Origin of the sequence: Thalassospira tepidiphila MCCC 1A03514 (assembly GCF_001662875.1) — a bacterium.
In the GTDB taxonomy this organism is placed as follows: Bacteria; Pseudomonadota; Alphaproteobacteria; order Rhodospirillales; family Thalassospiraceae; genus Thalassospira; species Thalassospira tepidiphila.
On the sequence record NZ_JPVZ01000004.1, the window covers coordinates 126771 to 152475 of the forward strand.

Sequence of the window (25705 nt, forward strand, 5' to 3'; positions counted from 1 at the left end):
CGCGCGGCACGGATGCCGGTCAATGGCATCCGCGACAATCGGGAGGACTACGTAATGACGAAACGCCTTCTAATGGCGAGCATTGCGCTTGCCATGTCCGGAACCGCCTATGCGCAAGCACCTGCGCCGGACAATCTTGAAAAACTCTCCAACTTCCAATCAACCGGAACGACAGAATTCACCGTCATCGAACAGGGTGGTGACTACGCCGAAGGGATCAAAAAGACCCTTGAGCGCATCAAGCTTCCTGATGGTTTCAAGATCGGTCTTTATGCCATTGTCCCCGACGCCCGCCATATTGCCGTCGGGCCACAGGGGGTTGTGGTCTTTGTCGGCACGCGCAAGGACAAGGTGTGGTCGGTAACAGACCGCAACAAGGACCGTGTCGCCGATGAGGTCAAGGACTTCGCCCCGTCGCTTCGGTTTAGCATCCCGAACGGTCCGTGTTTCTCGTCTGACGGGTTCCTTTATATCGCAGAACAGAACCGTGTTCTGGTGTTCCCCGCAGCCGAGTTTTTCTATGAAAGCCCGGACGTTGCCGCGTTCAACGTGGTTAAGCAGGGCGATCTGATCCCGCCGGCCGAGGAAAGCTACAACCACACCGCGCGTGTCTGCAAAATCGGCCCGGACGGGAAACTTTATATCTCGCTGGGTCAACCGTTTAACGTGGCACCGGAAGACAAGCTGGATCTTTATCGCGAGTGGGGAATTGGTGGCATCATCCGCATCAATACCGATGGCACCGGCCGCGAAGTCTACACATACGGGGTGCGCAACTCCGTTGGTCATGACTTCCATCCGGTCACCGGTGAGCTGTGGTGGACCGATAACCAGGTTGATGGCATGGGCGATGATATCCCGCCCGGTGAGATCAACCATCAAACCGCCGCAGGCCAACATTTTGGCCATCCGTGGTATGGCGGCGGTGATGTCCGCACCAATGAATATGCCGGTCAGGAAGTGCCGTATGATGTGGTCATGCCGGCGGTTGAAACCGTGGCCCATGCCGCCGACCTTGGCATGAGCTTCTATACCGGCAACATGTTCCCCGCCAAATACAAGAACGCGATCTTTTCGGCCCAGCACGGGTCGTGGAACCGCACAACCCCGGTGGGCGCGCGGGTGATGGTGACCTTCATCGACGCTGAAGGCAATGCCACCATCGAACCGTTTGCCGAAGGCTGGATTGACGAGAACGAGGAATATCTTGGTCGTCCAGTTGATGTTGCCCAATTGCGCGATGGCTCGATCCTTGTTTCCGATGATCTGGCCGGTGCGCTGTATCGCATCTGGTATGAGGGCAATTGATGCGCAGATTTATGATCGCACTCCTCGGCGGGCTTTTGTCCGCCGGGGGCGTGTCCAATGTGGCGGCCCAAGATGCGTCCACGCCAAATGCCGACGCCCTTCAGGATGGCCGCAAGGTTGCCGGAATGTGTCGCACTTGTCACGGGCTTGATGGACTGGCGCGCATTCCGATTGCGCCGCATATCGGGGGCGAGCCGGTCGATTATCTGATTGCCCAGCTGAACGCCTTCAAGACCGGCGACCGTGAACATGAAATGATGACCGTGGTGGCAAGCGGCCTGTCTGATGATCAGATCAGCAAGGTTGCGCTTTGGTTCAGCCATTTCGAGGTTTCAGGCACCCTGCCCGCCGACACATCCGAAGATGATGCACCCGAACTTTGCGTTGGCTGTCACAGTGCGAATGGCATTTCCACACTGGAAGACGCCCCCAATCTGGCGGGCGAGACCAACATTTATATCGAAACGCAACTCAAGGCTTTTCGCACCGGCAAGCGGGTTCATGACGTGATGACACCGATTGCCAAGGACCTAACGGATGCGGAGATGCAGGCCGCGGCGGACTGGTACAGTAATATCGCGATTGAAATTTCCGAGCCGTCCGGCAAGTAATCCGGGCGATTTACCCATTCCTACCGATGCCTGATTTCAGCTTTCCGGACGCAACGCTGCGGAAACGTTCAGGCCCACGGTCAGGGCGGCAAGTGTCTGACCACTATCCGGGTCAATGATCGGCACCGTGATTTGCGACAGGAACGCACGGGTCGAGGCGTCATACCAAATATCAGTGATCAGTGCCTTTTCACGATTAAGGCTATCGATCATCTGAAACTGGGCTTCGTCACTCTGATCAAAATCCGATGTCAGGCGGCTCATGCCCATGATCTGACCATGGGTGTCAAAAACGAATGCCTCTGCCACTTGTTCGCCAATACTGGCCTGAAACGTGCGAAGGTATTTTGACAAATCATTGCCAAGGATTTCGGTCGCGATTGCACTTGCGGCACCTTCGCGCGCCAGCGTGATCCATTCTTGATCGGTCAGGCGCTTCTGATCAGAACCCTGTACTTCTGTCTCATCCAACTGGTTAAAAACATGGCCCAGAAGTTCCGGGGAACTTGCAAACTGGCGAATACCGGGTAGTTGAACATTCTGGATTGCTTCGCGTTCCCAGGCTTCCAAATGCATCGGGCGGGTTTCACAAAATTCCAAAACAGCATTGAGGTCATCAAGCAGCCGCGGGAAAGTCGCAACGTAATGTTTGGAAAAATACACAACCAGTGGCACATAGCGTTCGAACTGCATCCGGAACTTATCGGCTGTCAGTTGCAGTTCCTTGCGGGCGAATTCAAAACTGTGCTTATCGACAAGGGCATATTCGACCCGACCTGCTGCGACTTGCCCGACCAGTGACGCAATCGAAGGTACACGCATGACGTCGGTGTAACCCTGTTCGAGCAGCCATTCGGCCTCGTTCGATCCCAGTATCGCCCCGACTGTAGAAAAATCACCAGGCTTTGGCCGCCGACTGACACGGGGATCATCCGATTTGATCGCGGGCGACACCCAAACCCATTTTTCAAGCGCCAACGGATTTGACGCCACGGCGTATTCGTCCATCGCGTCGCTGATGCGGGCCAAAAAGAACCCGTCCGCCTTGCCGGTACGCACCATTTCGCGGTTGCGTTGACGGGGGGCAATCGCCAGCCCATAGCCAATATCAAGCCTATCAAACACACAGTTCAGGATCGAAACCGAATATCCGCTGAGTATGCCGTTCTGAAGTTCCTGATAGGGGGGGTGCAGGTTGGTCTGCAAGATCAGGAAGCCATCCTGTTCATCAAGATTGGCTTGTCCGGCTTCTGCCTGCGGCGATGCAAGATCATGTGCCTTCGCCATGGATGCCGTCAGAAGCAGTATGGCAGTCACGCAACAACAGAACACCGCCATTTCAAACGGGTGCAAGAAGCCTTTGCAATCTTTCTCGTTATTGGCGTTTCCACACCGGCGCAACATGAACACACGCCACCTGACAATTACACGTTACGGACCATTTGGATATTGGACCGCACAGATGCACTTGCAAGACGCCCCGGTTAATCGTCACCGGTATAGAGTTCCGGAGATATCCGTTTGACGGCGGGTCCGTCACTGCGCCAGCCATGGCAGGTATTGATCAAGGGATTGCGTCGTGGCGGCTTGTCATCGTTTTCATCCCGCGCCTGCAGGGATTCCTTGGCAAGGATCGGGAAAACTGTCTGAAACGCCGTGGTCGCAACCGGGCCCATCAATTCATTCAGATGCGTACAGCCATGAACGCCCCCCACCCGGTCACGGATCTGTTTGCGCAGGCCCGGGCCAAGCTTCAAACCGACCAGCTTTTCGTAATTCGGGGCAATCGCATCGCAGGCAGAAAACGGGGCAAAGTCGGTCACGGCCTCGACCTCGCGGATAACAAGATCATCGCCAATGGTAACACGTATCCACATCCCGTGGACCGGCTCGCCAGCGGGGATTTCACCCCGATCATGATTGGAAAAACCATAGGTTTTGACATCGGTGATGTGACCTTCGATATCCCAAAGGCCGTCTTTGCGCCGGAACCCCTGACAGGTCACCGTGCGTGTATGGATGTGTTCGCGTTCTGCGGGGCGGGACAGTGGCATCGGAATTTCTCCTTTACGTAAACGTAAAGACGTTCACCTGCATGCTGTCAAGTCGCAAACGCATTTTCCGTCATTCCCGCCGCCCAAGCCTGGCGGCGAAAGACGGTCGCCGGAATTTCGGGAAATTCATCGGAATTCTTCACGGCGCACAGGTCTGACGGGGAATTCCCCGTCAGATCGATACCATATGCCGTATCCAGAAAACCGGTGGCTTCAGGCCACGCCGTAGTCCGAGCCGAAGATGAACTTTTCGCGTTCCCGCACATCTTCTTCGAGTTGGCGTTTGACCACGTTAAACAGGTCACGGATCGACACCATGCCAACAACCTTGTCGCCATCGACAACCGGCAGGTGGCGGTATCGCCGTGCACTCATCAGATCAAGCGCACTCATGGCTGAATCGTTCGGGCCAAGCGTATCGGGATCAGCGGTCATGACTTTGGAAAGCGGTACAGATGCCGCATCCAGCCCCTTTGCCACCACGCGGTTGACAAGGTCACGCTCGGTAAAAATTCCCGCCAGTCTGGCGTTGTTATCAACGATGATGACAGCGCCAATCTTGCGCTCGGCCATCATGGTGACGGCGTCCATCACGGAATCGGCGGGATTGAGTGTCGCGATGGATTGTTCCTGGACCACACCCGGTACAATTTTAGTATCCATGCATCTCTCTCTGCAGGTTGCTGTTGCCACATGCCCAAACCCGATCAGATCATCTGGTTTCACACTGACTGACGTCACATAGAAATGACGTCACTGGATGACACAGTGTGACGGGCCCTTATTTGCAAGTGGCCCTGCAATCCTTTGGGTCAAGACCCTGAAACAAGAGTTTAACCCATAAGTAGATAAAGCTGAAATTTTTTACGCTATAGTGGTTTGTCGGCAACACACCGGTAAAGCAGGGAAGAAGGTTTATTCCTGTTCTTCCCCGGCCGGATCCGTTACCGCACGCAGACGCACACGGGTGATCTGGTTGCGAATACGCCGCAGCACTTCAAACTCAAAGCCATGGAAACGGAACTGTTGCCCGACATCTGGAATACGCCGGGTTTCATACAGCAAAAGACCGGCCACAGTGGCGGCTTCTTCATCAGGCAGACGCCAGCCGAAACGACGGTTCAGGTCGCGAATGGTGACATCGCCACGCACAATGACCGACCCGTCGGCCTGCGGCTGCACACCAACCACTTCGACGTCGGTTTCATCGGCAATATCACCAACGATTTCTTCGAGAATGTCTTCAAGCGACACAACGCCTTCGAACGCGCCATATTCGTCAACAACGATGGCAAAATGTTCGTGCCGTTCCTTGAACGCCTTGAGCTGATCGGCAAGGGTTGTTGAATCCGGGATAAACCAGGGTTCGGAACTCAGTTCGCGGACATCCTCGGCGCTGGCGGGCTTGGCCCCGCGTACAATCGCCTTGAGAACTTCACGCGCATGCAGGACGCCGACAATGTTGTCCGGATCCTTTTCGTAGATCGGAATACGGGTGTGCGGGCTTGCCAGGACCGTATCAAGGATTTCTTCCATCGGGCGGGAAATGTCGATCATTTGCACCTTGCGACGGTGCACCATGATTTCCCAAACGCCGACATCTTCAAGATCAAGCACCCCGTGCAACATCGTGCGTTCGGCATGATGGTTACCGACTACCACGTCATCGGCATGCAGTTCGATGGCACCACGCAATTCACGTTCGCTATCAAGACCGGGGCCCTCGCCGCTACCAAACAGGCGCAGCGTGGCCTGCACCAGGACCTGAATGGTCTGGGTGATCGGCGCGAACAGAACGACAAGGATGCTCATTGGGCGCGCGACCCGCAGCGCCATGGTATCAGCATGCTGAAGCGCGTAGGTCTTTGGCAGAATTTCCGAGAAAATCAGAACAAGCGCGGTCATCACCGCCGTCGCATACACGACACCGTTTTCACCAAACAGTTCGATCATCACCGATGTTGCAAGGGCAGAGGCCAGAATGTTGACCATGTTGTTGCCAAGCAGGATCGCGCCCAGCAACCGTTCCTGATACCGGCGCAACCTGTTGACGATTGCGGCCCGAATGTCACCATCCTGTTCCTTGTGATGCATGACCGGACGCGACGCCGCCGTCAGCGCGGTTTCCGAGCCAGAAAAGAATGCCGAAAGCATCAGCAGCAAAAAAATCACGACAATCGTGATCGTCATTCAGGGCCGTCTCCAAGCGGTGATTGCAACAGAGCAAGTTTGTTCTGTGTTCATCTATAAGGTCAAATGCCGTTAAACAAGTTAACAACAACACATTGGCGTCAAAGTCACCACCGCGAAGTGATCGCCACCATGCACGTCCGTCGACCCACACGCATTGTGGATCAGTATAATATTGATCAACCGCGACAGGATCGGGTGATCGCGGCACGCATTTTCTCAACATCCATTGCCTTGGATGTAAACGCCTTGCCGATCCCGCGGGTCATGACAAAGGTGATCTCGCCGTCGCGGACTTTTTTGTCGCGCGACATGTGACTGATCACCTTGTCGATATCCCAATGCATGCCCGTGACCTCGGACGCCGTCACCGGAAGCCCCACCGATTTCAAATGGGCAACAATCCGGTCTTTCTCGCCCGCAGGCGCCATACCCATGGCACCGCAAACGTCATGGGCAATGACCATGCCCATGGCAACTGCTTCGCCATGCAAAAGCTTTTCGCCATATCCGGTTTCGGCCTCCAGCGCGTGACCAAAGGTATGACCAAGGTTCAAAAGCGCGCGTTTGCCGCCTTCGCGTTCATCCTCGGACACAATGCGGGCCTTGGCCGCACAGCTTTTGATCACGGCCTGACGGCGCTCGGGCCCGTCTTTATCAAGAACCGCTTGCCCGTTTTCTTCAAGCCAGGCAAAGAATTCCGGATCATCGATCAGGCCGTATTTGGCGACCTCGGCATAACCCGACCGCAATTCACGTGCTGGCAAGGTATCAAGAACGGATGTATCGGCCAGAACCAGACGCGGCTGATGAAACGCACCAATCAGGTTTTTGCCTGACTTGGAATTGATCCCGGTCTTGCCACCAACGGAGCTATCAACCTGCGACAGCAAAGTGGTCGGGATCTGAACGAAATCAAGACCGCGCAACAAAGACGCCGCAACAAACCCGGCAAGATCGCCGACAACCCCGCCACCCAGGGCAATGATCAGGGTGGACCGTTCGATCCCCATCGCCAGAATCTGTTCGACAACGTTTTCGAACATGGCAAAGCTTTTGGACTTTTCACCAGACGGCACAACGACTTCACGATGAGGAATACCCGCCCCGTCAAGCGATGTCAGAACGGTCGGCAAATGATTATCCGACAGTGCCGCATCGCTGATCACGACCACACCGGCCTTCTTGACGAACGGGGCAATATATTTGGCGGTATCGGCCAAAAGGTTGCTGCCAACAAGGATGTCATAGCTGCGCTCGCCAAGGTCGACGCGAAGGGTGTCGTGATTGCTCACTCTGTCAGGTTCCTGTCTTGATCAATTGACCATCGTCATCAAAGGAATTGGCAAGCAGTTCAAGAACCGCGTCGCGGGTGGCTTCCTTTGAGGATTCATCACAGTCGAAAATAATGTCTGCCCCGGCATATACCGGGTAACGCGTCTCGATCAGATCCGCGAGAATATGTCTGGGATCACCGTTATTAAGCAGCGGACGATGGGTCCGCCCGCTGGTGCGGTGCATCAGCAGATCAAGGTCGGCGCGCAGCCAGACCGATACGGATTTTTCGAGGATTAATTGTCGGGTACGTTCGCGAATGAACGCACCACCGCCTGTGGCCAACACGATCTGTTCACCATCAAGCAAACGGGCAATTACACGTTCCTCGCCGTCGCGAAACGCCTCTTCGCCATACAGCTTGAAGATATCGGCGATCGAGCAGCCAGCGGCTTCTTCAATTTCGCGGTCGGCATCGACAAAATCCAGCTTGAGTTCCTTGGCGACCATACGGCCGATGCAGCTTTTTCCTGCACCCATCAGTCCAATGAACACCAATGTCCGGCCTTTGAGGCCATCCCGAATTTTGGCGATCACGTCTTCGTGCAAACCCGACTCGGCAATGTTGCTGTCCATGTTCGGTTTGCAGTCCTGTGGTTCAATCATTGAGATACAAATTACCCAAATCTTTAGGCCAGCTTGCCCCCGAACGCAAGCAAACCGCACAGAAAACACGACAAAAATACTGCGCCAAATTGCCCTTTTCAGTCACTTTAGGCATGCCGATGCATCGTTTTGCCCAATGTTGTTCTGCGCGATGGCATTAACTCTCTGTGAGTAACAGGCACTTATACTGCCTTTAAGTTGCCGAATTGGAGTGCGACCACCCCAATGCGATGACAGGTTCAAGAAACTTGGACGGATGGCCAGAATGATTGGCGGTTGCGGTTCTTGCATCTTTGATTTTCGTCCGCATACTGGTATTCGCGTCCATCGCTTAAACGCTTCGAAGTCTGGATTAAAATGAGAATTTTATCGCGCATCATCCTGTTGCTGGTTATCGCCGTGATTGCCGGCGGTGCCACTTTCCTGGTGACTTGGGACATTCCTGCCCCGACCGCCCAAATCGAAGAAACCATCCCGAATTCGAGGTTTAACTAAGATGACATTGCGTTCCCGCCTGTTAATGCAGACCTGTGTACTGGCCATGATGACGGGAACGGGACTTGGTTCCGCCCCTGCAAGCGCGCAAAACTCGGCCCCCGTGCCGTTGTTTTTAAAACAGGAAGCAGAACAGGACGCGGAACGCCAGGTTGCCCCAAGCCCGACCAATCCGGGGGCCACATCGGCCCCGCGATCAGGCGGCTTTGGCAATACGTCATCTGGCACCACCGAGACTGATACATTCCCGTCGGATCCGAACGCGGTGCAATCGCTGTCACTTGGCGCAGTCGACGCCGAGGCCGTCGGGACCATTGATCAATCGCGTGGCGGCCTTGGCACCGATATGTGGAACGGCACCACCCGCCGGTCTGCTGCACAACTGATTTCAGAATTGCCCGCGACCCCGGCGACCCACGCTGCGCGTGACTTGCAAAAACGCATGCTCCTGTCCGCAGCCGCCCTGCCTCAGGGCTCGGCTGATATCAGCCTGCTTGAAGCGCGTGTTGCAAAGCTGATCGAGATGGGCGCGCTTGATGACGCCATCGAACTTGTCCGCTCCGCCCCGCAAGGATCGCGCGGCTCGATGCTGGCACAGGCAGAGGTCAACGCCCTTCTGATTGGCTCCAGAATTGATGCGGCATGTGACGCGATTGAAGGTTACGGCGCAAGTTACGAGGAGCTTTTCTGGCTTAAGGCGGCGGCGATGTGCGCGTTTTATGCCAATGATCCGACTTCGGCGGCCTTCACCGTCGACCTTGTGCGTGAAATGGGTGGTGAAAGCGATGCCACCTTCTTTGGTCTGGTTTCCGCAATCCGCAGTGGCAGTACTGCCGATGCCGACTTGCTAAATGACTTGCGCCCGATCGATCTGGCACTTCTGGCGATTGCCAAACAATCGATCCCGACCAGCCAGCTTGAAACCGACAATCCAGCCGCCATCATTGGCATTACCACTGCCGATGCGACTGCGACCGATGTTCGCCTGGAAGCCGCCCGCAAGGCAGAAAATCTTGGCCTGATCAGCCCGGAAAAGCTGGCCGATGTGTATCAGTCGGTGAATTTCGAACCGGCGGCATTGGAAAGCGTTCTTGATGATGCCAGCGAAGGCATTCAGGCGCGCCAGTATGCAAAGCTTTATCAGGCTGCAGCACAAAGTGATGTTGCCGCCGCCCGGGCCGAAATTCTGGCTGCCCTGTTTGAAGCCGCCGATTTTGAAGGCGATTTCATGCAGGCCGCAAGGTTGGCAGCGCCGCTGATGACCGACATTCCGGTAAATGGTGACTTTTCGTGGTTTGCTGTTCCTGCCCTTCGGGCATCAATTGCCGCAAACAGTTTCGAGCGGGCAGAGAACTGGCTTCAGGTTGCCAAATCATCGGCCAATGCCTCAAACGATATTTCATCTCGCCTGAGCCTGCTTTATCCGGTTCTGGCGATTTCCGGCCTTGAGGAAACAGGTGCCGTTCGACGGACAGCCATGGCATCGGATGGAAATTCTTCGCAGAGTTTTGGGTCTGATCCGCAATCCGGCCCGACGCAAAACTTCGGTCTTGGCGGTGCCGTCGTACCGGGCGCACCGACATCAAGTGGCGGCATGGCGTCGGCAACTGTCATGCCCAACTCGGCCTCGGCCGAGGATGTGCAAAGTGCATCTGATCGCGCAGCCGCCCTTGCCCGTCATCGCGCCCGCATGGTCGAATGGCAGGAAATGCAGGCTGCGCGCGGTGATCAGGCCGCGGCAAGACGTTATAGCGAACTGATCTTCAACCTGTTTGAAGGTTTCGGCATCGAAGTCCCCAATACTTTGTGGGACAGCATTCTGACCGCGCCCTATGCCGAAGAACGCATGACAACCAGCAGTGCGGTTTCGCATCAACTCAACGCAGCTGCGGCTGCGCGGCAAAAGGCGAAAACCGCGGCATTGGCCATTCAGGCCCAACAGGTCGCCGCCGTTGATAATGCCGACCCCAAGGTCCTGAGCGATACTGTGACGTCGCTTCTGGTCATCGGGCAGGAAAATGACGCGCGGCGTCTGGCGACAGAACTGCTGATGTCGTTTAATCAGTAGGCTCTTTAATCACTGGCAGGACCGGTCATGGCCAAGGCACTGACAAGCTCGTTGATATCGGCCTTTCTGGAAATGATGGCCGCTGAACGCGGGGCCAGTGTGCATACGCTTGATGCCTATCGGCGTGATCTTGAAGATTATGCGTCATCGCTGACTGCGGGCAAAGCCGATCCGGTATCGGCAAGCGATGCGGATGTCAGGCGCTATATGGCCGAACTGGGATCTGCCGGACTCGCCCCGCGTACACAGGCGCGGCGCCTGTCAGCGTTACGACAATTTCACAAGTTCCTTTATTCCGACGGGTATCGCAATGATGACCCGTCGTCGAATATCGATAGTCCGCAACAGGGCCAGACACTGCCCAAATTCCTGTCGATTGAGGAAATTGATCGTCTGATCATCGCAGCAACCAATCATCCGGGTATCAAGGGCAAGCGGTTACTTGCGATGGTGGAGCTGATGTATGCCACCGGCATGCGCGTTTCCGAACTGGTCGAGCTCCCCTTTGCAGCAGCGGCGCGTGATCCGCAGATGCTGATTGTGCGTGGTAAGGGCAGCAAGGAACGGCTGGTACCGCTTTCCGATCCGGCCCGTGATGCGCTGCGTGAGTACCTTGAAGTGCGCGATGCCTTCATTCCATCAGACAAATCAAACGGCCATGCTGATCGCCCCGGGCAATCCTCATACCTTTTCCCGTCACGGGGGAAAACCGGGCATTTGACCCGTCAGATGTTTCTGAAAATGATCAAGGATCTGGCGATTGAGGCCGGTGTCCCGCCATCAAAGGTATCGCCGCACGTCTTGCGCCATTCCTTTGCCAGTCACCTTCTGGCCAATGGTGCAGATTTGCGCAGCCTGCAAAAGATGCTGGGCCATTCAGATATCTCGACCACCCAGATTTATACCCATGTTCTCGAGTCACGCCTGCGCGGACTGGTTCAGGAACATCATCCGCTGGCCACACGGGCAATTGGTTAGTCGAGGCAGTATCGGGTTCGCCGATTTGTCTAACCCCTTTGTATAGACATCCAGCCGTTTCTTGATAAAAAAGTGGATGTTTTCTGCGGATGTCACATATTCGTAACCCCACTGTCATGAACTTGTTGTCATATCTGGGATAACAGCAAACCTCGGAACTTCTAATTCTCACAACTTCCGGGAAAGCCGACCATTTTGAAGATCGGGGTACTGCATTTGACCTTTGATGCAGATGAACAGTGGATATCTGACCGACCCATGACCCAACCGGTCATGCTCCGTAACTGGCAGCAGGTCGTCGAAAAAGTCGACTTCGCCTTCCAACCCATTGTTAGTCCGCACACCGGTCATGTTTTCGGCTATGAGGCGCTTTTGCGGCGCTGGGAAGAAGCCGGATTTACATCCATTCAGGCACTGTTTGATACCGCATGGGATACTGGCAACCTGCACAGTGTCGATATGATGCTGCGCGCCAAGGCGATCGAGAAATTCGCGCGCTTTCCCGGCGCCAAGCGGCTCAAGCTTTTTTATAATTTCGACAATCGCGTCGTGAAAACCGAGGATTACCAACCCGGTCAGACCGCCGCCCTGCTGAGCGATGCCGGACTTGAACGCGATACCATCTTCCTTGAGATTTCCGAACGCCACGACATCAGCAATGCCGGATACCTCAAAGACATTCTGGTGCGGTACCGCAGTCAGGGCTTCAAGATTGCCATTGATGATTACGGCAGCGGCTTTGCCCAGTTGCGTGCGCTTTATGAATGCGAACCTGACATCATCAAGATCGACCGGTTCTTTATTGATGGCATCGACCGTGACCGTCGCAAGGAACTGTTTGTCACGCAAATCACGGCGTTCGCCCACATGATCGCGGCACAGGTCGTCGCCGAAGGTGTCGAAACCCGTGAGGAGTTCCTGTGCTGTCGGCGTTTGGGCTGTGATCTGGTGCAGGGTTTCTTTATCGCGCGCCCATCACTCGATATTCCTGAACAGACCGATATTGTGTCCTCAGCCGCCGACATCGCGGCAGATTCGCGCCGCCAGTCAGATCGCGATGATGATGTTGTCAGATCCTACCTGCTGGAAACACCGGCCCTGCCGATTGATATCAATCCGGTCGATATCCTGAGTTACTTCCAACAAAATCCGGATATCTCGCTGGTGCCGGTGGTCGACCATGATGGCAAGCCATTGGGCATTGTCCGGGATTCAGAATTCAAGGCGTTTATTTACACGCCGTTTGGCCGTGAATTGCTGCAAAACCCGGCCAACCGGGCCAATATCAAACGTTTTTTGCGCCGTTGTCCGGTTGCCGATATCCGCACCAGCCTGTCGGAGCTTTTGGAAACCTTTGTCGCGACCGAGGCGTTGGACGGGGTGATCCTGACGGAAAATGACCAGTATCTGGGTGTTCTGGATCAAAGTGCGCTTTTGCGGGCGGTCAATGAACGCAATACGCTAAATGCGCGCGATGAAAACCCTCTGACCCGACTGCCCGGCAATAGTGCGATTTACCGCTATGCCGCCCGCGCCCTGGCCGAGCCGCGCCGACGCCGGTTTGCTGTCTATTTTGATTTCGACAATTTCAAACCGTTCAATGACCAATACGGTTTCCGCCAAGGTGACCGCGCGATCCTGCTTTTCAAGGATATCCTGGGCAAGGTCCTTAGCCAGAATGACTGGTTTGTCGGCCATATCGGCGGTGATGATTTCTTTGCCTATGTGCAATCGATTGACTTCGAAGATGCGGTCGCGGCCGTCCAACGCGTTCAGGCCATGTTTGATGCCCAGATCAAAAGTTTCTATGACCCGGAAACACGTGAAAGTGGATACCTGACCGGCAAGGGTCGCGATGGCCAACCTGCAAGGTTTGATCTGATGAGTGTCAGTGCCGCGCTGATCCGGATTCCGGCAGAACGCACCGACATCACCCTTGATCATATTTCGGTCGAAGCGGCAAAACTCAAGGCGCTTGCAAAGACCAGTCCACGCCGATTCGCGGCAGGTATTTATGACCCGGACAGCAACAACGCAAGCGAACCAAAACTTCTTTGATCGCTTTTTCAAAGACTTGTCATTTTTGTCGCTCTGAAGCGCAAATTAGGGCTTCAAATCCGAGTCACTCTGAGTAATATTCCGGCCGAATTAAAAACACCAATCGGTTCAAACGAGCAGTTCCGTCAATGGTAAATATCGCGCCTTTTTCTGATCTTTCGCTGTCCAATCCCGTCCGCCAGACCAGCCCCATCGCCCAGCAACGTGGCGATGAGCAACGGTTTGCCGAACAAAACCGAATTATCGATGGGACACGCGCCTCTGTCCTGACATCGGATCAGGAGATCGAGCGCGCTGTTCAGTCCTATCAGCGTGACCGCAGTGAACAAAAGCAGTTCCTGAAAGACGGTGAACAGAAAACGATTTCAGACAGCTATGTCGAAAAGATCTCGTCGCCGACATACAGCGCATCTGGCGATCCGTTGAACAACCTGACCGCGGGTGCCGGCGGACGTGGTCAGTATTTCGATATTCTGACCTGATCGGTTGCCCGACCCTTAGTCGTCTGACGCCGAAAGACCAATGGTCTTTTGCAAAGCACCCCATTCCCAGATCAACTCTGCCAACCGGTCATAACCGAACTTGTCCGGGTGATAGCCATCGCCGCGCCGTAATGCGCGTTGCCATGTATCGTCTTCAAGCGTCGTGGCAAGCAGATCGAGATAGGGCACATCAAACCCGCGCGCCGTTTCGAGATAAATCTGGTTCAGCCCTTCGAGGCGCTGATTGATTTCCTGACTGGATTTGCTGCCGTTAATCACGGCCTGCGGCCCGACCCAAAGGGTCGGTGCCAGTTTGGATGCCGCCCCGATAATTTCGGCGGCATTGGCGGCCGACTTTGCCGGGGAAACCCGCATGGTGGTTTCCTCGCCCCGGTCTTCGGCGTGGTTGGCGTCATTCACCCCAAAACTGAAGATCAGGACCGTCGGGAATTCTTCAACCATCCGAAGGTTGGCTTCAACCTGCCAGCGGGCCTTGAGCCCCTCGGACGTTTCAGCGCGAATACCAAGGTTATAGATCGTGACGTCACGACCGGCCTCGTCGAGAAGACGCCGGGCCAAACGCATCGGCCAACCGCCCTTTTCACCGTCGCGAACACCATTGACCAGACTGTCGCCAAAACAACAAATCCGATGTCCAATTGCGCCTGTCGTCATTCTTTCTCCTCATCGCCTGCCGTGATCTGGCGGGCAATATAGTCCATCAATTCATCCCGACCGGGTTGGAAGTCGCGATCGATCCAGTATTCCTCGGCCTGTCTTAAAAGCGCACCGACACGCGGCCCCGCAGGTGCAAGGCCCGCTTTCAGAATATCGCGGCCTTGTATCGGCAATTTCACGGGTTGCCAGTTTGCTGCGGCCTCAATCAAGGCTTTCCATTCGTCATTTTCTGCGCGTGTGCAACGTGGTGGCACCGCGGCGCGCGCACTCCACGCCAAGAGCACCGCATCACGAAATGCGGGTGCCCCCATCCGGTACAGATCGCGGCGCACGATTTCCGGCCGCAGTTTCGGATCAATCAGCGGCGCATGCGCAACCATTTCGGCGAAACGGTCGGTTTCTTCGTTCGACAATCGCAAATCACGCGCAAAGCGTTCGGCTGCTGCCAGATTGTCTTCGTCATCATCGCTGTTACGTCGATCGCCCCCCGGCGCAAACAGTGCTGCAAGACGGCGCAACGGATCGGGCTGAATCGCCGGATCGGCAAGGGCGGTGCTATCAAGCCACTGCATGATGCGCAGGCAATCGGTGTGGATCAGTTTGGGCAGAATGGCGGGTAGAATGCCAAACCCGATCATGTCATTGATCGTGCCGGCAGGACTGCGCGAGCGCAGAAGCTTGAACATCTCGTCGCGAATACGTTCGACCGAAATATCATGAAGGCCGTTTACTGCCTTGCGGCAGGCTTCTGCCCCGACGGGATCGATCGGCGGGCGCCCAAACCATGCCTGAAAGCGGAAGAACCGCAAAATACGCAGGAAATCCTCGGCGATGCGGTTTTCGGCCACCCCGATGAACCGCACGCGCCCGTCGCGCAAATCGGTTTCGCCATCAAACGGGTCATAGATCGTGCCATCAAGGTCGCAGTAAATGGCGTTGAAGGTAAAATCTCGGCGCTTGGCATCTTCAAGCCAGCTGTCGGTAAAGGCGACCTCCGCATGGCGGCCATCGGTCAGGACATCGACACGCAGCGTCGTGATTTCATAGGCACCGGCATCGGTAATTGCCGTGACAGTTCCGTGTTTCAGGCCAGTCGGGATGACCCGGATACCTGCCTTTTCCAACGCGGCCTGCGTTTCCTCGGGCGCGAGATCGCAAGCGATATCGACATCGACCAGATCGCGTTTCAGCAACGCATCACGCACCACGCCGCCAACAAAGCGCGCACAACCGCCTTGCTGCGCAATGGCATCAAACACGCGGGCGGTATCATCGGCGACCATGATCCCGTATGGCCGCAATCTGCCGGTTACTTCGAGTGCTGTCATCGCTGCCTTGTTGCCACCTGTCATATCGAGTGCCACGACGGTGGCTGGGCTGTTCTATTCCTTGGGTTCGAAATAGCCCGGCTCGACCACGCCGTCACGCAATACCGGCGCATGATAAATGGAATCGGGCGGCGCACCAGTCCCAAGTGCAGTGAAAATCAGGATTACAGCGGTCAACAACACGCCCAAACCAAACAGCATCAGCCACGGCCCCTTGTTCCATGGCGGGATGATGTCATGACCTTCACGGATGGCCTTGGCACGGGCCCATTTCAGCCACAGCCCGTAAATCACAAAGGGCAGGATCAGAGGAAGACCGATCTGGATGATTTGTCGCAACATAAAGCTCTGTCCTAATATTCGGATTAACGGTTAAGCGATGGTGCATTGGCCCGGATGACTTCAGAGAAGTTGACGAGCATCCCGGCAGTCGCGCCCCAGATGTAATATTCGCGATACGGAATCGCAAAATACCGCCTGCGGGTGCCCTCGAACGTCACGGTTTGCAGTTTCTGATTTCGCGGATCAAGAATGAAACTGAGTGGCACTTCAAACACTTCGGCCACTTCGTGGTCATCGGGCTTAAGATCAAATGGCGGTGTGACCAAACCAACGACCGGGGTTACCTGATAGCCGGTCACGGTGTAATAATCATCAATCCGGCCCACCAGATCGATGTGACGTCGGGCAAGACCAATTTCTTCCTCTGTCTCGCGGAGCGCGGTTTCTTCAAGGGTGGCGTCGAATTCTTCCTGCCGCCCACCGGGAAAACTAATCTGACCTGCATGGTCGCTGAGGTGATCAGTACGCCTTGTGAGGATCACATGCAAACCCGCATCGCGTTTGACCAGCGGCACCAGAACGGCTGCCGGACGCGAAATCAGTTCCCCGTCAGCAAATGCACGTGCGCGCGATTTCGAACCCGGAAAGTCCACCGCATGGTCGCCACGGCGCTGCAAAACATCGCCAGTTGGCGCGCGCAAGGCGGCAACGATGTCATCGGGTGTCATTCCGTGGCCTCCATCCGACCGATCTCAAAAAACTTCCCATGACTGTAAACACCGATACGTATCATGTTGTTGTCAGGGTCACTAATTTCTTCGGCCAATTCGACCAATTGATAGAATACCGACCGGTTCAGGCGCGCTTCAAGGCCGCGCTCAAGCCCGACATAAGGCGATGGTTCGTCGGTTTCGGGGTCGTGTTCGACGCGCAGGGGATGATCATCATCAAGTTCCACCCACTGGTCGATATTGGTCCGAAAACGGATATTCTGATCTTTGCCTTCGCCTTCATTTTGCATTTCAACCGCGATGAAGGCGACGTCCTCGACCTCGATCCGGGCCATCTCGGCCGGGGTCACCAACCAGTGCCCGCCTTCCTCATCACGCTGCAACACGGAAGAAAAAAGCTTCACCAGCTCAATTCGGCCAATCGGACCACCTTGATAGAACCAGGTTCCATCCCGACCTATAGACATAGGGATATCGCCACAGATTTGTGGGTGCCGCCCGGTGTCGGACTTCTGCCCGCGCAAGCGCGTCCACAACTTCTCGGCGAGATCGATGGTTTTTTGGTTTTCATTCATGCTGTAGAGTTGATCCTGAACCAGACGTTTTCCCGTTATACTTCTGCGATTTCATCTGCGTTCTCTGGCCTGCCAACGCCTGCACTGCAACATAGGAAGCACAGTCAACCGCCATGACAAACGCGCCACAATTCCCCGAAGAAATGGGTTTCTCCCAGGAAAGCAGTCTTGAACGCGATGCAGCCCGTCTGGACGAGTGTGTCGCACGGCTGGCCGAAGCCCGCAAAATGATTTCCAGTATTATATTTGGGCAGAATGATGCCGTAGAGCAAACACTTATCGGCATTTTATCGGGTGGACATGTGCTGATGGTCGGTGCGCCGGGCCTTGGCAAGTCGCTTCTGGCGCACACGCTGGGCAAGGTTCTTGGCCTGCTTGACAAGCGTGTCCAGTTCACACCCGATCTGATGCCGGCTGATATTCTGGGTTCCGAAGTTCTTGAAGAAGGGGCGGACGGCAAACGCGCGTTTCGCTTTATCAAGGGACCGGTATTCTGCCAGTTGCTTTTGGCCGATGAAATCAACCGTGCCAGCCCGCGTACCCAGTCGGCCCTGTTGCAGGCAATGCAGGAACGCGAAGTATCGGTTGCCGGTTACAGCCACAAACTGCCCGAACCGTTCCATGTTCTGGCCACCCAGAACCCGTTGGAGCAGGAAGGCACCTATCCCCTGCCCGAAGCACAGCTTGACCGTTTCCTGCTTGAGGTCCGGCTAGGCTATCCCGATGCCGATGAAGAACGCAAGATCGTGACCGAAACCACCGGCCGGTATCCGGCCCGCCCGCGACAGGTTCTTCAAACCGATGATCTGGTCGAGGCACAGGACTTTGTCCGCCGCCTGCCGATGCCGGACCGCGTTCTTGATACCATCATCGCCCTGTGTCGCGAATGCCGCCCGGAAAGCACATCACTTGCCGATATTCGTGAAAACGTCGCCTGGGGCCCCGGTACACGTGCGGCACAGGCCTTGTCACTGGCGTGTCGGGCACGTGCGATGCTGTTTGGGCGCTTTGCCCCATCGATTGAGGATATCGAAGAACTCGCCGTTCCTGTTTTGCGTCATCGTTTTGGCCTGACCTATGGCGCACGCGCCGAAGGCTTTACCGCAAAAGGGCTGATTACCGATGCGCTTGCCCACCTGCAGGAGAAAAACTAATTGGTCACCGCCCCCGTGCAGGATCATGTTGCCGCCGCCCGCGCCCTTGCGGCGAAACTGCCACAGCTGATTGATGAGTCGCGCCGAACGGCCATCAGTCTGCGCAGCGGCCTGCATGGCAATCGCAAGGTCGGACCGGGCAGTGATTTCTGGCAATTCCGCCCCTATGTTCCCGGCGATCCAACCAACCAGATTGACTGGCGGCGGTCTGCGCGCAGCGAACATACCTTCATCCGTCAGACCGAATGGCAGGCCAGTCATAATTACTGGATCTGGCCGGTTCTTTCGCCGTCGACCTATTGGGCATCAAGTGACAAACTGCCGTCAAAGGCCGAACGCACCCTGATCATTTCCATCGCATTGGCCGACCTTTTGATCCGCAACGGCGAAACCGTTGGCACCTTTGATGGCGAACGCACGCGCATCACATCGGCAGAACATCTTGAAAAACTCGGTCACGCGATGCTGGCAAGTCCGCAAAGCATCGCAGGCCAGGCGACAAACATTCATCCCGGCCGCAAACATTCGGTTCTGATCCTGGGTGACTTCCTTGAATTTGCGGATCAAAGCGAACAATCGGCACGCACGGTGCGGCGTCTGGGCCAGTATCAAAATGACGGCGCGCTAGTGCAAATTCTTGATCCTGCGGAAATCGCCCCACCATTTCAGGGACGGGTTGATCTGTTTGATACCGATGCTCAGATGATTTTTCGCAGCGAAAAGTTCGAAGACCTTACGGAGGGCTATAAACTTCGCGCCCAGAAATGGCGGGCATTGGTCCGCGATGCCGCGCGCCAGAATGACTGGCTTTATGACCGGCATGTCACATCCGAAAGTGCCAGCCCGACATTGCTGGCCCTGTATCAGCATCTGAGCGAACGACAAAATCAAAGCGGATCGAACGGGCGCGGCCGTCCTAACCTGCATCGCCATAACACGCAGGAGATGTCATGAGCCTGTCGGCCATCACATTCCTGTATCCTGCGATGCTGGCCGGGCTGCTGGCATTGCCGATTGTCTGGCTTTTGATCAGATCGGCACCGCGGTCACCCAAAACCGTTATCTTCCCGGCTGCGCGTATTTTGCGCGGTCTTAAAAGCAAACGCCGCGATATTCAGCGCGCGCCGATCTGGCAAACCATTCTGCGCTGTTTGATCCTGACACTTCTGATCATTGCCGCTGCCCGCCCGGTGATGAACCGCAATGATTTTGCCGCCAACGATGGCGCGATATTGATTATTGCCGATAATGGCTGGGACAGTGCGGCGAACTGGCGGCAATACCGCACGGCATTGCAACAGATCGCCAATCAGGCCCGTTTCGAGTTGCAAACGGTCTATATTGCCCAAACCGCGCCCGAGGCCGCAGGTGCCACCACATGGAAACTGCCAGACATTGTCGGGCCGGTATCGCCCAACGATACCAAGAACCTGTTTGATCGCTTGCAACCACGTCCTTGGCCCTCGGATTATGCCGCCCTTTCGGATTTGATTTCCGAACGCCCCGAAATGAACAGGGCTGTTGGCAGCATCTTGTGGCTAACCAGCGAGATGGACAGCCCCGGCAAGGCCAAAATCGCATCCGAACTGCTTGATATCGCGCCAATCACAACGATCTCACCAACCATCACCGACCGTATCGCCATCCGGTCGCTTAGCCGGTCTGGTACCGGCATGTTGGCAACATTGGCCCATAATCGCGATGACCAACCGCGCGAGATTAATCTTCTGGCCCGCGGCGAACGCGGCAATGTCATCCTGCGCCATACGGTCGAAATCACGCCTGACAGCGATCAAAGCGATGTCGCCATTTTGTTGCCGCGCGATATTTCCAACGCCATTCAATCCGTGGGCATTGAGGGGGTCGAAAGTGCCGCGTCGGTATTTCAGACAGGTGCGCGCTGGCAGCAACGCCGGGTTGGCGTCGTGGTCAGTTCCGGCGACGGTCCGGGGGTTTTGTCTGATCAGTATTTCTTCCTTGATCGGGCGCTTTCGCCCTATGCCGATGTGACTTATGCGCCACTTGGAACATTGCTTGAAGACAAGGTCGATGTTCTGGTTTCCGCCGGGCCGATTTCAGGGCTGGGCAGCCAATTTGACGCGCTGGAACGCTGGGTCAACGAAGGCGGCATGCTGGTGCGGTTTGCGGGCGACAGTTCGTCGCAGATCGGCAACGAATTCCTGCCCGTCACACTCAGACTGGGTAACCGGGACTTTGGCGGGTCAATGTCGTGGGAAAAGCCCAAAAGGTTGCTCGACTTTCCGGACAACAGCCCGTTCCACGGGGTCGAAGTGCCTGACGACATCACGGTCACCCGCCAATTGCTGGCCGAACCCGACCCCGACATTGTTAGCAAGACGTGGGCACGTTTGACCGATGGGACGCCGCTGATCACCAGCACACCGCGCAATGCCGGACGGATTGTTCTTTTCCATGTCACGCCATGGGCCGATTGGTCGAACCTGCCGATGTCGGGCCTGTTTGTCGAGCTGTGGCAGCGGCTTCTTCCCCTTGCCAGTCCGAGCAATCGCAGCGATGCCGAACTGCAAAGCAGCCTGCCAGCCCAGACCATTCTGGACGGCTTTGGCCGACCTCATCAGCCAGATGCCTTGATCCTGCCGGTTCAAACCCCGCTTCCGACACCCAACCCGCGCCATCCACCGGGTATTTACGGTGAAAACGGACAGGCGGTTGCGCTTAATCTTGGTCCGTCACTTTCAGATATCGGTCGCGATGTGGTCTGGCCATCGGGCATCAGCACACGCGAAATCACCGATCAAAGCCAGGTTGATCTTGCCGCCCTTTGTCTGTTGGCGGCCTTTATCCTGATCTTGTTTGATGCCGCGATTTTGCTTGTGCTGAACAATGTGTCGCTGCGGCGCAGTCGACGCAGCAATGCCCTGACATCACTTTTGCTGGCCGCCGTCCTGACGGGTGTGGCCACTACAAGCATGATGATGCCCGCAGCATCCATGGCGGCAACACTGCCCGAGGCCGCCCTGCAACCGCGTCTGGCGTATCTTGAGACCGGGAATGCCCCGGTAGATCGCCTGAGCCGTGCGGGCATGACAGGCCTAACCGAAATTTTACGCCGGCGTAGTGCGGCAGACCTCAACACCGTCGATGGCGTTAATCCAGAGACCGACGAGCTTAGTTTCTATCCGCTGATCTATTGGCCACTGGTTGACGGGCAGGAGCCGTTTTCCGAACGCGCACAGGAACGATTGAACCGTTATCTGAATAATGGTGGCATGATCCTGATCGACAGCCGCGACCGCGAAGTCCAACCGGCGCGCTTGCGGCGTCTTTTGGCCGGGTTGGAAGTCCCGCTTCTGGATCGTGCGCCAAGTGATCACATCCTGTTTCGCAGTTTCTATCTGCTCGATCACGCATTTGGCCGGTTTTCCGAACCGCTATGGCTTGATGCCCGCCCCAGCCAACGTCTGGACGGGGTCGCATCGGTTCTGTTTGGGGGCAATGACTGGGCATCGGCCTGGATCATTCCCGAAGGCCGCGATGAACTGCGCAGCGAAGACATATCCCCCCGGCAACGCGAAATGGCCTATCGGTTTGGCGTCAATCTGGTGATGTATGCCCTGACCGGGAGTTACAAGGGCGATCAGGTGCATATCCCGGCCATTCTGGAAAGGTTGGGCCGATGAACCAGGGATGGCAGAACCTTCAGATTTCCCCGCTTCTCGATATCACCATCCTGCAAGGGTTGGCTGTTTTGTGTTTGGTTGCGGTCATTGTCTTCACGATCTTTCGTCTGCGTGGCACGGTCTGGCGCGGGGTGGTGATGGTGCTGGTTCTTTTGGCCCTTCTGGCACCGCAATTTACCGACCGTGAAAGCGAAAAACTTAGCGATATCATTCTGGTCCTTGTCGACCGGTCGGCAAGCCAGAATATCGCAAACCGCGCAGCACAAACCGATGCGGCGATTGCCGAACTGCAAGATCGCTTTGCCGAGGATCCATCGGTGGAGCTTCGCTTTGAAGATGTTCCGGGGGATAGCGATACCCGAATGTTTGCCGTGCTTGACCGGCTGCTGGGCGGCTTGCCGCGTGAACGGCTGGGCGGGGTCATGATGATCACTGACGGTCAGGTTCATGACGTGCCAAGCAGCCTTGATTTGAACGCGCCCTTGCATGTTTTGATCAGTGGCGGGCGCGATGAACGTGATCGCCGGTTGGTCATCCGCCAAAGTGCCGATTACGGCATTGTCGGCAAGGATGCCGAATTCATGATCGAGGCGGTCGATCCACAATTGCCCCCCGGCACGGCGATCCCAGTTCGGATGCTGCTTGAAGACGGCACGGAACGTGAAATTGCCCTGCCCGCCAACGAACAACGCCGGGTCAGCATCCCGGTGCCGCATGCCGGATCGGTTCTTGCCGAATTGCGCATGGATACGCTTGAGGAAGAAACCGACAAATCCAACAATCGGCTGATCCTTGAAACCACCGGTGTGCGTGATCGGTTGCGCGTGTTGTTGTTATCTGGTGAACCCCACCCGGGCGAGCGTGCCTGGCGTAACCTTTTGCGGGCCGACCCCGGTGTGGATCTTGTGCATTTCACGATTTTGCGCCCGCCTGAAAAGGGCGATGACACGCCGATCAATGAACTGGCGCTGATCCCGTTTCCGATCCGCGATCTGTTTGAAGTGCGCCTGCGTCAGTTTGATCTGATCATTTTTGACCGCTATCAGATGCGCGGCGTCTTGCCGCCGCACTATCTGGAAAAGGTAGTTGATTTCGTCAAATGGGGTGGCGCGGCACTGGTCGTCGCCGGGCCGGAATATGTCGGCCCGGACGGGCTTGCCAGCACCGCCTTGAATGACCTGATGCCTGCCACCCCGACCGGCCGGGTTATCGAACAGGCCTTTGTCCCCCGTGTTAATCAGGCCGGCCGCCTGCACCCGGTTACAACCGCCATTGCCGGATCCCCCAACACGCCCCCGAAATGGGGCCAGTGGTATCGTCAGATCGAAACGCGCATTTCAGATCCCGATGCCATGACGCTTCTGACCGGTGTGGATGAACTGCCCCTTCTGACCATGCAGCGGGTCGAGGAAGGCCGTGTGGCGATGCTGAGTTCCGATCAGATGTGGCTTTGGCAGCGCGGCCATGATGGCGGCGGCCCTGTGGCAGAGTTGCTGCGGCGCTTGTCACACTGGCTGATGAAGGAACCGGCTCTTGATGAAAACACCGTCCTGACCGAACGCAGCCCGGATGGCGAGAGCCTTATCCTCAATTGGCGCAAGATTGGCGCAGCCCCCGAAGCAGCCAGCGTGATCAATCCGGAAACCGGCGAGCAGATCAATGCCGCCTTCGAACAACTGCCCGATCAATCCTGGCAGGCGACTGTTCCGATTGAAACCCGGGGTCTGATCCGGGTTCGGGTACGTGATCAGGATGATCGCAGTCAAACCGCGTTGCATGTCGATCGTGATGTCCTGACCGCCGAAACCCGAAACACCAATTCCACCCCGGATCTGTTAGCCGGGCTGGTTGCGGAAAATGATGGCTATATCGGCCGGATCGAAGATGGGTTGCCCGATTTCCGACATGTGCCCGATGATCGTATCTGGCATGGCAGCAACTGGGCCGGGTTCCTTCAGACCGACAGTTTCAAGACCGTGATTGGCGGCATTACAAACTTGCTGCCGATCCCGTTTGTCGCCCTTTTGATCGGCGCGATCTGTTTGCTGGGCTGGCGGGTTGAGAGCAAGTGATTAGGGCCGTGGTCTTTGACGGCCACGTCCTTCACGGTACTCCGCACAGGCTTCCTGATGGAAGTTGCACAATCCGCCTTTGAATTTTTCGACCAGAAAATCGATAAACACACGTACCTTGCTGGGCAGGTGGCGGCGTTCCGGATAGACCGCGTAAATACCGCCACTGCTGAGCGGATCGTAATCATGAAGGATGCGAACAAGACGCCCTTCGCTCAGCGCCTCTGCAACTATGAATTCCGGTTCACGGGCAATGCCAAGGCCGCGAATGGCCGCGACGGATGTGAATTCACCATTGTTGCATGACATCACCGGATTAACCCGGACCGAAACCTGACCATCAGGTCCATCAAAGTCCCAGATATTGGGGCTTGGCACGTTGGTGTAGGAAATCGTTCTGTGCTCGGCCAGTTCCTGTGGCGTTTTGGGTTCGCCATACTGTTCCAGATAACCCGGTGAGGCCACCACATGGCCTGTAAAATCGGCCAGTTTGCGGGCAATCAGGCTTGAATCCTTAAGCCGGGTGATGCGTATCGCCATATCAATCCCCTCGGCCACAAGATCAACCATATGATCGGCCAGATGGATATCGACGTGCAGCCCGGGATACTTATCCATGAACTCGGTCACCAGTTGTGGCAGATACATCTGCCCAAAGGTCAGGGGGGCTGAAATACGCAATGTGCCGCGCGGCGTGCCGCGCAAATCGGTCAGGGCATGTTCGGCTGTTTCGATTTCTTCAACCACACGCGCACAGTGCTGATAGAAGGTCGACCCGGCATCCGTCAGGCTAAGCCGACGGGTGGTTCGGTTCAGAAGCCGGATGCCAAGATTGTCTTCAAGCTTGGTTACATGTTTGCTGACAGCGGATTTGGACATGCCAAGCTTGCGCGCCGCACCGGAAAAACTGCGTTCCTCGACGACACGGGCAAAGACGGTCATGCCGTCAAGATTTCCGATCAGCATTATGCGGCTCCTGAGCGGGGTACTGTTGCACGATTGGAAACAAATTAATGTCACATCAACGGATTGTCTTCA

23 protein-coding genes are annotated in these 25705 nt (G+C 56.1%); 11 read left to right on the forward strand and 12 right to left on the reverse strand.

Annotated elements, in window-relative coordinates:
* Positions 1–54 precede the first annotated feature (54 nt).
* Positions 55–1308, forward strand: coding sequence for a PQQ-dependent sugar dehydrogenase (locus tag TH4_RS10855; RefSeq protein WP_064781289.1), 1254 nt, complete (start codon positions 55–57; stop codon positions 1306–1308).
* Positions 1308–1919, forward strand: coding sequence for a c-type cytochrome (locus tag TH4_RS10860; RefSeq protein WP_064781126.1), 612 nt, complete (start codon positions 1308–1310; stop codon positions 1917–1919). The genes TH4_RS10855 and TH4_RS10860 overlap by 1 nt, the downstream gene beginning before the upstream one ends.
* Positions 1920–1955: 36 nt before the next feature.
* Here TH4_RS10860 and TH4_RS10865 read toward each other — a convergent pair whose 3' ends face one another.
* From TH4_RS10865 to TH4_RS10890, 6 genes are all read right to left on the reverse strand, one after another.
* Positions 1956–3236, reverse strand: coding sequence for a transporter substrate-binding domain-containing protein (locus TH4_RS10865; RefSeq protein WP_245227843.1), 1281 nt, complete (start codon positions 3234–3236; stop codon positions 1956–1958).
* A 167-nt stretch (positions 3237–3403) separates the two neighbouring features.
* Positions 3404–3973, reverse strand: a complete 570-nt coding sequence (locus TH4_RS10870; RefSeq protein ID WP_064781128.1) for a DUF2889 domain-containing protein — start codon at positions 3971–3973, stop codon at positions 3404–3406.
* 213 nt (positions 3974–4186) lie between these two features.
* Entirely contained in the window at positions 4187–4636 is a 450-nt protein-coding gene (locus TH4_RS10875) for a CBS domain-containing protein (RefSeq protein ID WP_008889897.1), read from the reverse strand.
* Positions 4637–4888: 252 nt separating this feature from the next.
* Positions 4889–6163, reverse strand: a complete 1275-nt coding sequence (locus TH4_RS10880) for an HlyC/CorC family transporter (RefSeq protein ID WP_008889896.1) — start codon at positions 6161–6163, stop codon at positions 4889–4891.
* Between the two features lie 179 nt (positions 6164–6342).
* Entirely contained in the window at positions 6343–7458 is a 1116-nt protein-coding gene (gene aroB / locus TH4_RS10885) for a 3-dehydroquinate synthase (RefSeq protein WP_064781129.1), read from the reverse strand.
* 4 nt (positions 7459–7462) lie between these two features.
* The gene (locus tag TH4_RS10890) at positions 7463–8074 is read right to left on the reverse strand and encodes a shikimate kinase (protein ID WP_245227845.1); all 612 of its coding nucleotides are present in this window, start codon (positions 8072–8074) and stop codon (positions 7463–7465) included.
* Positions 8075–8461: 387 nt separating this feature from the next.
* Between TH4_RS10890 and TH4_RS20775 the strand changes: the two genes are divergently transcribed.
* The 5 genes from TH4_RS20775 (at position 8462) to TH4_RS10910 (ending at position 14185) form a co-directional block, all read left to right on the forward strand.
* Entirely contained in the window at positions 8462–8599 is a 138-nt protein-coding gene (locus tag TH4_RS20775; protein ID WP_165374927.1) for a hypothetical protein, read from the forward strand.
* Position 8600: 1 nt separating this feature from the next.
* Entirely contained in the window at positions 8601–10667 is a 2067-nt protein-coding gene (locus TH4_RS10895; protein WP_064781131.1) for a hypothetical protein, read from the forward strand.
* 27 nt (positions 10668–10694) lie between these two features.
* Positions 10695–11645, forward strand: a complete 951-nt coding sequence (gene xerD, locus TH4_RS10900; RefSeq protein ID WP_064781132.1) for a site-specific tyrosine recombinase XerD — start codon at positions 10695–10697, stop codon at positions 11643–11645.
* 258 nt (positions 11646–11903) lie between these two features.
* Positions 11904–13703, forward strand: coding sequence for an EAL domain-containing protein (locus tag TH4_RS10905; protein WP_245227846.1), 1800 nt, complete (start codon positions 11904–11906; stop codon positions 13701–13703).
* 128 nt (positions 13704–13831) lie between these two features.
* Positions 13832–14185, forward strand: coding sequence for a hypothetical protein (locus tag TH4_RS10910; RefSeq protein ID WP_064781134.1), 354 nt, complete (start codon positions 13832–13834; stop codon positions 14183–14185).
* Positions 14186–14200: 15 nt separating this feature from the next.
* Here TH4_RS10910 and TH4_RS10915 read toward each other — a convergent pair whose 3' ends face one another.
* The 5 genes from TH4_RS10915 to TH4_RS10935 are packed head-to-tail and all read right to left on the reverse strand — an operon-like array spanning position 14201 to position 17779.
* A complete protein-coding gene (locus TH4_RS10915; protein WP_064781135.1) occupies positions 14201–14860 on the reverse strand; it encodes a DUF459 domain-containing protein in 660 nt (219 codons plus the stop codon).
* Positions 14857–16215 carry a CCA tRNA nucleotidyltransferase gene (locus TH4_RS10920; RefSeq protein ID WP_245227847.1) on the reverse strand — a complete coding sequence of 453 codons (1359 nt, stop codon included), beginning with the start codon at positions 16213–16215 and terminating at the stop codon, positions 14857–14859. The genes TH4_RS10915 and TH4_RS10920 overlap by 4 nt, the downstream gene beginning before the upstream one ends.
* A gap of 30 nt (positions 16216–16245) precedes the next feature.
* Entirely contained in the window at positions 16246–16533 is a 288-nt protein-coding gene (locus TH4_RS10925) for a hypothetical protein (protein ID WP_064781136.1), read from the reverse strand.
* A 23-nt stretch (positions 16534–16556) separates the two neighbouring features.
* Positions 16557–17201, reverse strand: coding sequence for a CoA pyrophosphatase (locus TH4_RS10930; protein WP_064781137.1), 645 nt, complete (start codon positions 17199–17201; stop codon positions 16557–16559).
* Positions 17198–17779 carry a DUF1285 domain-containing protein gene (locus TH4_RS10935; protein WP_064781138.1) on the reverse strand — a complete coding sequence of 194 codons (582 nt, stop codon included), beginning with the start codon at positions 17777–17779 and terminating at the stop codon, positions 17198–17200. The genes TH4_RS10930 and TH4_RS10935 overlap by 4 nt, the downstream gene beginning before the upstream one ends.
* A gap of 113 nt (positions 17780–17892) precedes the next feature.
* Here TH4_RS10935 and TH4_RS10940 point away from each other — a divergent pair, with 113 nt between their 5' ends.
* From TH4_RS10940 to TH4_RS10955, 4 genes are read left to right on the forward strand one after another with little or no spacing between them, the layout of a single operon-like run.
* Positions 17893–18933, forward strand: a complete 1041-nt coding sequence (locus tag TH4_RS10940; RefSeq protein ID WP_063089141.1) for an AAA family ATPase — start codon at positions 17893–17895, stop codon at positions 18931–18933.
* Entirely contained in the window at positions 18934–19887 is a 954-nt protein-coding gene (locus TH4_RS10945; protein WP_064781139.1) for a DUF58 domain-containing protein, read from the forward strand.
* Positions 19884–22595, forward strand: coding sequence for a DUF4159 domain-containing protein (locus tag TH4_RS10950; RefSeq protein ID WP_064781140.1), 2712 nt, complete (start codon positions 19884–19886; stop codon positions 22593–22595). Before TH4_RS10945 ends, TH4_RS10950 begins: the two co-directional genes overlap by 4 nt.
* Positions 22592–24667 carry a hypothetical protein gene (locus TH4_RS10955; RefSeq protein ID WP_064781141.1) on the forward strand — a complete coding sequence of 692 codons (2076 nt, stop codon included), beginning with the start codon at positions 22592–22594 and terminating at the stop codon, positions 24665–24667. The genes TH4_RS10950 and TH4_RS10955 overlap by 4 nt, the downstream gene beginning before the upstream one ends.
* Here the strand turns inward: TH4_RS10955 and TH4_RS10960 are convergent, their stop codons facing one another.
* Entirely contained in the window at positions 24668–25633 is a 966-nt protein-coding gene (locus tag TH4_RS10960; protein ID WP_008889880.1) for a LysR family transcriptional regulator, read from the reverse strand.
* Between the last annotated feature and the right edge of the window lie 72 nt (positions 25634–25705).

Coding starts and splice junctions, on each gene's coding strand:
- TH4_RS10855 (WP_064781289.1), top strand. CDS start 55: ATGACGAAACGCCTTCTAATGGCGAGCATTGCGCTTGCCATGTCCGGA.
- TH4_RS10860 (WP_064781126.1), top strand. CDS start 1,308: ATGCGCAGATTTATGATCGCACTCCTCGGCGGGCTTTTGTCCGCCGGG.
- TH4_RS10870 (WP_064781128.1), bottom strand. CDS start 3,973: ATGCCACTGTCCCGCCCCGCAGAACGCGAACACATCCATACACGCACG.
- TH4_RS10875 (WP_008889897.1), bottom strand. CDS start 4,636: ATGGATACTAAAATTGTACCGGGTGTGGTCCAGGAACAATCCATCGCG.
- TH4_RS10880 (WP_008889896.1), bottom strand. CDS start 6,163: ATGACGATCACGATTGTCGTGATTTTTTTGCTGCTGATGCTTTCGGCA.
- TH4_RS10890 (WP_245227845.1), bottom strand. CDS start 8,074: ATGGACAGCAACATTGCCGAGTCGGGTTTGCACGAAGACGTGATCGCC.
- TH4_RS20775 (WP_165374927.1), top strand. CDS start 8,462: ATGAGAATTTTATCGCGCATCATCCTGTTGCTGGTTATCGCCGTGATT.
- TH4_RS10895 (WP_064781131.1), top strand. CDS start 8,601: ATGACATTGCGTTCCCGCCTGTTAATGCAGACCTGTGTACTGGCCATG.
- xerD (WP_064781132.1), top strand. CDS start 10,695: ATGGCCAAGGCACTGACAAGCTCGTTGATATCGGCCTTTCTGGAAATG.
- TH4_RS10905 (WP_245227846.1), top strand. CDS start 11,904: ATGACCCAACCGGTCATGCTCCGTAACTGGCAGCAGGTCGTCGAAAAA.
- TH4_RS10910 (WP_064781134.1), top strand. CDS start 13,832: ATGGTAAATATCGCGCCTTTTTCTGATCTTTCGCTGTCCAATCCCGTC.
- TH4_RS10915 (WP_064781135.1), bottom strand. CDS start 14,860: ATGACGACAGGCGCAATTGGACATCGGATTTGTTGTTTTGGCGACAGT.
- TH4_RS10920 (WP_245227847.1), bottom strand. CDS start 16,215: ATGACAGGTGGCAACAAGGCAGCGATGACAGCACTCGAAGTAACCGGC.
- TH4_RS10925 (WP_064781136.1), bottom strand. CDS start 16,533: ATGTTGCGACAAATCATCCAGATCGGTCTTCCTCTGATCCTGCCCTTT.
- TH4_RS10930 (WP_064781137.1), bottom strand. CDS start 17,201: ATGACACCCGATGACATCGTTGCCGCCTTGCGCGCGCCAACTGGCGAT.
- TH4_RS10935 (WP_064781138.1), bottom strand. CDS start 17,779: ATGAATGAAAACCAAAAAACCATCGATCTCGCCGAGAAGTTGTGGACG.
- TH4_RS10940 (WP_063089141.1), top strand. CDS start 17,893: ATGACAAACGCGCCACAATTCCCCGAAGAAATGGGTTTCTCCCAGGAA.
- TH4_RS10950 (WP_064781140.1), top strand. CDS start 19,884: ATGAGCCTGTCGGCCATCACATTCCTGTATCCTGCGATGCTGGCCGGG.
- TH4_RS10955 (WP_064781141.1), top strand. CDS start 22,592: ATGAACCAGGGATGGCAGAACCTTCAGATTTCCCCGCTTCTCGATATC.
- TH4_RS10960 (WP_008889880.1), bottom strand. CDS start 25,633: ATGCTGATCGGAAATCTTGACGGCATGACCGTCTTTGCCCGTGTCGTC.